The sequence below is a fragment of the Pseudomonas sp. UBA6699 genome, assembly GCF_002454615.1.
Taxonomy (GTDB): Bacteria; Pseudomonadota; Gammaproteobacteria; order Pseudomonadales; family Pseudomonadaceae; genus Aquipseudomonas; species Aquipseudomonas juntendi.
Map to the genome: position 1 here is coordinate 1 of NZ_DKJF01000066.1, position 6,598 is coordinate 6,598.

The 6,598-nt window shown below is 65.1% G+C and carries 6 protein-coding genes; 2 read left to right on the forward strand and 4 right to left on the reverse strand.

From position 1 onward, the window contains the following. Positions 1-72: 72 nt before the first annotated feature. Positions 73-1,092 carry a Leu/Phe/Val dehydrogenase gene (locus B3361_RS13050; RefSeq protein WP_009682681.1) on the reverse strand — a complete coding sequence of 340 codons (1,020 nt, stop codon included), beginning with the start codon at positions 1,090-1,092 and terminating at the stop codon, positions 73-75. 123 nt (positions 1,093-1,215) lie between these two features. On the opposite strand from B3361_RS13050, the gene B3361_RS13055 reads away from it, so the two are divergent. Beyond that, positions 1,216-2,022, forward strand: coding sequence for a SirB1 family protein (locus tag B3361_RS13055; RefSeq protein ID WP_054906056.1), 807 nt, complete (start codon positions 1,216-1,218; stop codon positions 2,020-2,022). On the opposite strand, the gene maiA is transcribed toward B3361_RS13055, so the two are convergent. Genes maiA through hmgA form a run of 3 tightly spaced genes read right to left on the reverse strand, consistent with a single transcriptional unit; the run spans position 2,016 to position 5,257 of the window. Continuing rightward, positions 2,016-2,648 carry a maleylacetoacetate isomerase gene (gene maiA, locus B3361_RS13060; protein WP_054906055.1) on the reverse strand — a complete coding sequence of 211 codons (633 nt, stop codon included), beginning with the start codon at positions 2,646-2,648 and terminating at the stop codon, positions 2,016-2,018. The two genes, B3361_RS13055 and maiA, sit on opposite strands and share 7 nt — an antisense overlap. An 11-nt stretch (positions 2,649-2,659) precedes the next feature. Beyond that, entirely contained in the window at positions 2,660-3,952 is a 1,293-nt protein-coding gene (gene fahA / locus B3361_RS13065) for a fumarylacetoacetase (RefSeq protein ID WP_054906054.1), read from the reverse strand. A gap of 3 nt (positions 3,953-3,955) precedes the next feature. After that, positions 3,956-5,257: a homogentisate 1,2-dioxygenase gene (hmgA, locus tag B3361_RS13070; protein ID WP_054906053.1), complete on the reverse strand. Its 1,302-nt coding sequence runs from the start codon at positions 5,255-5,257 to the stop codon at positions 3,956-3,958. 173 nt (positions 5,258-5,430) lie between these two features. Between hmgA and B3361_RS13075 the strand changes: the two genes are divergently transcribed. Beyond that, positions 5,431-6,213, forward strand: a complete 783-nt coding sequence (locus B3361_RS13075; RefSeq protein WP_009682676.1) for an IclR family transcriptional regulator — start codon at positions 5,431-5,433, stop codon at positions 6,211-6,213. Positions 6,214-6,598: the final 385 nt, after the last annotated feature.

Here is a 6,598-nt window from a genome sequence, read left to right on the forward strand (position 1 = left end):
CTGTCAGCCCTGATGCGATCCCCGTGGGCTCGCTTGCCAGCGATGAGGCCGGTGCATGCAACACAAACCCCGTCAGCCATACAACAACCGCTCCGCCAACATCTGCGCCACCCGCGCCGGCGAGCGTTTCTCTGCTTGGGCATGGCCGAACACTTCGGTCAGCCGCGAAGGTATGCGTGCCAGGTGCGAGGTGATGGTGCCCAGGTCTTCGCCACGGTGGGTGAGCGCCACGTAAATCAAGCCACCGGCATTGATCACGTAATCGGGCGCATACAGTATCCCGCGGGTCTCCAGCTGGTCAGCCACCTGCAAGGTGGTCAGCTGGTTGTTCGCCGCCCCCGCCACTGCCGCGCAGCGCAGTTGCATCACGCTCTGCCCGTTCAGCACGGGCCCCACACCGCACGGGGCAAAGATGTCGCAGGGGGTGCTGATCAACGCATCGTGGGTCACCGGGTGGGCATCGAGCTGCTCAACAGCCAGCCGTACCCGCCCTGTGTCCAGGTCACTCACCAACAGTTCCGCCCCCGCCGCATGCAGTTGTTCGGCCAGGGCGTAGCCAACATTACCCAGCCCTTGCACCGCTACCCGCAGGCCTTCGAGGTTGTAGCTGCCCAAGCGGGCATAGGACGTGGCGCGGATGCCGGCGAATACCCCCATTGCCGCATGCGGTGAGGGATCACCCGAGGCCGTGGTACTGGTCACATGCGGCGTGCTCTGGGCGATGCAGTCCATGTCCAGGGTCGAGGTGCCACTGTCCACGGCAATGATGAAACGCCCTTGCAAGGTATCGACGAAGCGGCCGAAGGCCTCGAACAAAGCTGCGCGGTTTTCCACATGCGGGTTGCGCAAGATCACCGCCTTGCCGCCCCCAACGGGCAAGCCCGCCAGTGCCGCTTTGTAGCTCATGCCCTGGGCCAGGCGGATGGCGTCGGCCATGGCGCTTTCGTCATCGGCGTACGGCAGGTAGCGGCAGCCACCCAGCGCCGGCCCCAACTGCTGGCTGTGGATCGCCACCACCGCTTTCAGGCCCGTGGGCGGGTCGGTGAACAAGTGCAGTGACTGGGTACGGGTGCTTTGCATCAGCGCGAACATCGACAGGCTCCCCAACAGGTGCTGCACCCAGTATAAGCCCGGCCTCATGTTTGCAGCCGCCGGCAGACCACTGGACGAAACCCCGCACGGCAGCTAATACTCAAGCGAGTGTGGAGAAGCCCCATGAACCCACGTCAAGCCTGCCTGGCCTGCCTGGAACGCGAGCCCGTCGCCCTGCTGGAAGCCGCATTGTGGGTTGCCGCCGAGCACGACCCTAACGTCGCGCCTGCCGCCAGCCTTGCCACCGTGCACGACCTGCAGCGCGAAATCAGTGCCCACCTGCCCATGCTACCGTTGAGTGAACTGGCACAGCCTCTGCTGCGCCAACTGAATGCACTGGGGTTTGTGCAAGACGAATACCTGCCGTTGCGGCCACATGCCGCCATGCTGGACAAGGTGCTGCAACGCCGCCGAGGCCAACCGCTGGCCCTGGCCATCCTCGCCCTCGAGCTGGCCAGGCGTTTGTGCATACCGCTGGAGGGCGTGGGTTTTCCCGGGCACTTCCTGTTGCGCGTGCCGGGTGCCGACCACCTGCTCGACCCCTGTGGCGGCAGGCGCCTGTACCCCAGCGACTGTCGCGAGCTGCTGGCACGCCAGTTTGGCCCCGACCTCCCGCTGACGGCAGAGCACCTGCGCACCGCCAGCGCGCAGCAGATGCTGCAGCGCCTGTCGCGCAACCTGCGCCAACTGCATATCAGCAATGACAACCACCTGGCGGCGTTGATCGACGCCGAACGGGTCATGCAATTAGGGCCGGTGCAGGTCGCGGACTACATGACCCGCGCCTCGCTTTACCAACACCTGGACTGCCCCCAAGCCGAACGCTACGACCTGGAGCATGCCCTGCTGCTGACGGAAGACCCGGTCCAGCGCCTGAAGCTGTGCGAGCGCATCGGCAAGCTTCCGGCGGCGAACCGCTCACTTCACTGAGCCGGGGTGTCCGGCTGCCGGGCCGGGTGGGCCTGGGCGAATGCCGGGTGCGCGGCTGCCAGTGCGGCAACCCGTTGAATGCGCGGGCAACCGCCAAGGTCGACAGCGAAACGCTCAGCCGCGTACAACTGCGGAATCAGGTACACATCGGCCAGGCCCGGGGTATCGCCAAAACAGAAACCCTCATCGCCAATCAACTGTTCCACGGCCGCCAGCCCCTGGCTGATCCAGTGTGCGATCCAGTCGTTCACCTGGGCCTCGTCCTGACCGCCCTGGCGCAGCCGGTTCAGCACGCTGACATTGTGCAGCGGGTGAATGTCGCAACCGATGATCGCCGCCACACCGCGCACCTTGGCCCGCCGCTCGGCATTGGCCGGCAGCAGGGCGGGCTGTGGGTACACCTCTTCCAGGTACTCGATGATCGCCGGCGACTGCACCAGCACTTCACCGCCGTCATTGCGCAAGGCTGGCACGCGGCCCTGCGGGTTGACGGCCCTGTAGCCGGCGCCACGCTGTTCACCTTGCAGCAGGTTCACCGGCAAGGCCTGGTAGGCCAGGCCCTTGAGTGCCAGCGCGATGCGCACCCGGTACGACGAGGTGGAACGGTAATAGGTGTACAGCTCCATGCCCTGCCCCCTCAGTTGGCCGCGACTACCGTGCCACGGCATTCGCCGAAGCCGATGCTGGCCACGCCGTCACGCTGGCAGCGGGCGCGCAGGATGATCTCGTCACCGTCTTCGAGGAACTTGCGCACCTCGCCACTGGCCAGCTCCACCGGCAGTTTGCCGCCTTCGGTGATTTCCAGCAGGCTGCCGTACGAGCCAGGGGTGGCACCGGAGAGGGTGCCCGAGCCGAACAGGTCGCCCGGCTGCAACTGGCAGCCGTTGACGCTGTGGTGGGCAACCAGTTGGGCCACGGTCCAGTACATGCTGCGGGTGTTACTCAAGGTCAGGCGGTGCGGGGCAAGGCCCTGCTCACGCATGCGCGCGGTCAGCAACAGCACTTCCAGCTCGATATCGAACGCGCCCGCAGCCTGGTCGCGCTCGTCCAGCAGGTACGGCAGTGGCTGCGGGTCGCCTTGCGGCCGGGCCGGCTGGGCGCAGCGGAACGGCGCCAGCGCCTCGGCGGTGACCACCCACGGCGAAATACTGGTAATGAAGCTTTTCGACAAGAACGGCCCCAGCGGCTGGTATTCCCAGGCCTGGATGTCGCGCGCCGACCAGTCGTTGAGCAGGCACAGGCCGGCCACGTGTTCGGCAGCATCACCTACCGCAATCGCTTCACCCATGGCGTTGCCCTGGCCTACCCAGATACCCAGTTCCAGTTCGTAGTCCAGGCGCGCACAGGGGCCAAAGCTGGGCTCGGTGTGCCCGGCCGGCAAGGTCTGCCCCTTTGGCCGGCGCACCTCGGTACCCGAGGGGCGGATGGTCGAGGCACGGCCGTGATAACCGATCGGCACGTACTTGTAGTTGGGCAGCAACGGGTTGTCGGGGCGGAACAGCTTGCCGACGTTCTTGGCGTGCTCGATACCCACGTAGAAGTCGGTGTAGTCACCGATCTGCGCCGGTACGTGCAACTGGCAGTCGCCGGCGTTGAGCAGGGCCGGCTTCAGCGCCGCCTGGTGTTCGCTGTGTTCACCCAGCAATGCCTGCAAGCGTTCGCGCAGGGCCACCCGCGCGCTGCGCCCCAATGCGAAGAATGCGTTCAGTGCCCCACCCCGGGTCGCCTCGACGGCAGCCTTGGCTGCGCCGTCGAACAGGCCGGCGGCCAGCACCGCCTCCAGGTCGAGGATTGCGTCGCCAATGGCCACGCCACAGCGCCTGGCTTCACCTGGCCGGCTGAAGATGCCCATTGGCAGGTTCTGCAGCGGGAAGTCGCTGTGCCCGTTGGCGTGCTCGACCCAGCTACGGGCAATGGCAGTGTGGTTCATGGGTTATCTCCGGTTCGGGTTGAAGGTGCTCGGCAAGGTGGCCCAGCAACTATCGTAGTCGGTCTGCAATTGCGGGCATTGCAGCGCCTGCACGCTCGGGCGCAGCACCTGGCTGGTCTCGAACATGAACGCCATGGTGTTGTCGACCTTGTGCGGGGCCAACTCGGCGGCAATGGCTTTTTCGCAGGTTTCGGCATCGGGCCCGTGGGCGCTCATCACCCCGTGCAACGACGCCCCACCCGGCAGGAAGCCCTCGGCCTTGGCATCGTAGGCACCCTGGATCAGGCCCATGAACTCGTTCATCAGGTTGCGGTGGAACCACGGTGGGCGGAAGGTGTTCTCGGCCACCATCCAGCGCGGCGGGAAGATCACGAAGTCCATGTTGGCCAGGCCATGCACGCTGGTGGGCGAAGTCAGCACGGTGAAGATCGACGGGTCCGGGTGGTCGAAACTGACCGTACCCAACGTGTTGAAGCGGCGCAGGTCGTACTTGTACGGCACGTTGCTGCCATGCCAGGCAACCACGTCCAGCGGCGAATGCTGCAGTTCGCAGGCCCAGTGCTCACCCAGAAACTTCTGCACCAGCTGCTGCGGGCCGGTGGTTTCTTCGTAGTGCGCCACCGGGGTGAGGAAATCCCGCGGGTTGGCCAGGCCATTGCTGCCGATCGGGCCCAGGTCCGGGAGGCGCAAGGGGGCGCCGTGGTTTTCGGCGATGTAGCCGCGGGCCTGGCCGTCGAGCAACTCGACACGGAACTTCATGCCACGCGGGATCACCGCAATCTCCAGCGGCTCGACCTGCAGCACGCCCAGCTCGGTGGCAATGCGCAGACGGCCCTGTTCCGGCACCAGCAACAGTTCGCCATCGGCGTTGAAGAACACCCGTTCCATGGAGCGGTTGGCGCGATAGATGTAGATGCTCACGCCGCTCGGTTTGTCTGCCGTGGCGTTGGCCACCATCGGCAGCCAGCCTTCGATGAAGTCGGTGGGTTCGGCGGGAATCGGCTGGGGGCTCCAGCGCAGGCGATTGGGGTTGATGCCCCCCAGCGGGCCCTGTAGCGGTTGGCGCGCCAGGCGCTCGAAACGTGGGTGCAAGGCAGAGGGGCGGATACGGTACAACCAGGTCCGCCGCAGCTCGCTGCGGGCCATGGTGAACGCCGTGCCGGACAGCAGTTCGGCGTACAGCCCGTAGGGCGCCTGCTGCGGCGAGTTCTGCCCGACCGGCAAGGCACCGGGCAGCGCTTCGCTGGCAAACTCGTTGCCGAAGCCGCTGAGGTAGTGAAGGTCGGGTGATGGATCGCGATTCATCGGTGCCTCCGGGCTCTGGCCGAGCCGTTGCGGGCAGTTGGCTGCAGGCCCTGGGGTGGGCGGCAGCGGGTCTGCATTGTTTTTATCGTAATCAGATTACGAATAACGTAATTTGCTCCACGCATGGCGTCAAGCTATAAAGGCCCGACTGAAGAATCCGGAAGCAGCTGTCCATGGCCAAAGCCAGTACCACCGCCGACAACGGCAAGCAGAAAGTCCGCTCTGCGGAGGTCGGCACCGACATCCTCAAGGCCTTGGCTGAATTGGCCCCTTCCACCTCGTTGTCACGCCTGGCCGAGCATGTGCAGATGCCGGCGAGCAAGGTGCACCGCTACCTGCAGGCATTGATCGCCAGCGGGTTTGCCGAACAGGATGCTGCCACCAACCATTACGGCCTGGGGCGTGAGGCATTGCGGGTGGGGCTGGCGGCGCTGGGCAGCATCGACGTGCTGAAAATTGCTGCATTGCCCCTGTCGCAACTGCGCGACGAACTGAACGAAAGCTGCTTCATCGCCGTATGGGGTAACCAGGGCGCGACCGTGGTCAGCATCGAGCCCGCGGTGCGGGCGGTGACCGTGGTGACGCAGATCGGTTCGGTGCTGCCGCTGCTCAGCTCATCGACCGGGTTGGTGTTCGCTGCCTACCTGCCCGAGCGGGAAACGGTGGACCTGCGTGATCGTGAACTGGCCGCCCTGCAGCACTCTGCCGACGATTATCAAGCGCTACTGGCCGGCATACGCGAACGTGGCCTGCACCATGTACACGGCTTGTTGATGCCGGGCGTGGATGCATTGTCGGCCCCGGTATTCAATGCCCTGGGGCAGGTTGCGGCGGTGATGACCGTGGTCGGGCCTACATCGATCTTCCATGCCGACGAGCATGGCCCGGCGGCACAGCGGTTGCTGGCGGCAACGCGGGAAACCAGCTGGCGAATGGGCTACTCGCCCGCGGCTTGAACAGTTGCGCAACTGTTGCCCGAAACGTAAAGGTGAATGTCATAAGCGGCTATTTTTCCTACGGGATCAAGCGCTTATTCTTTACTCACTGGCCGGCATGAAGGGCTCTCCCCCCCGCCTTTCAGGCCTGCGAGGTGCACTGACGTAGATTTTGAAGCTCCTTGATCTAACGTCTCGATTGGCCGCTGCGGCTTGCAGCGGCTTTTTTTTGCGCTGAATAATGACGCCCGCGGACACCGGCAAAGCCTCAGGGCCACGCGACACCTCAACCTGTAGGAGCAACTGTCTTTCCCAAAATTTGAAAAGCCTGCGCGATTCATTGTGGGAGCGGGCTTGCCCTCGAAGCAGGCGACGCGGTGCCTGGCACCGGCTGCGCCGGTGTTCG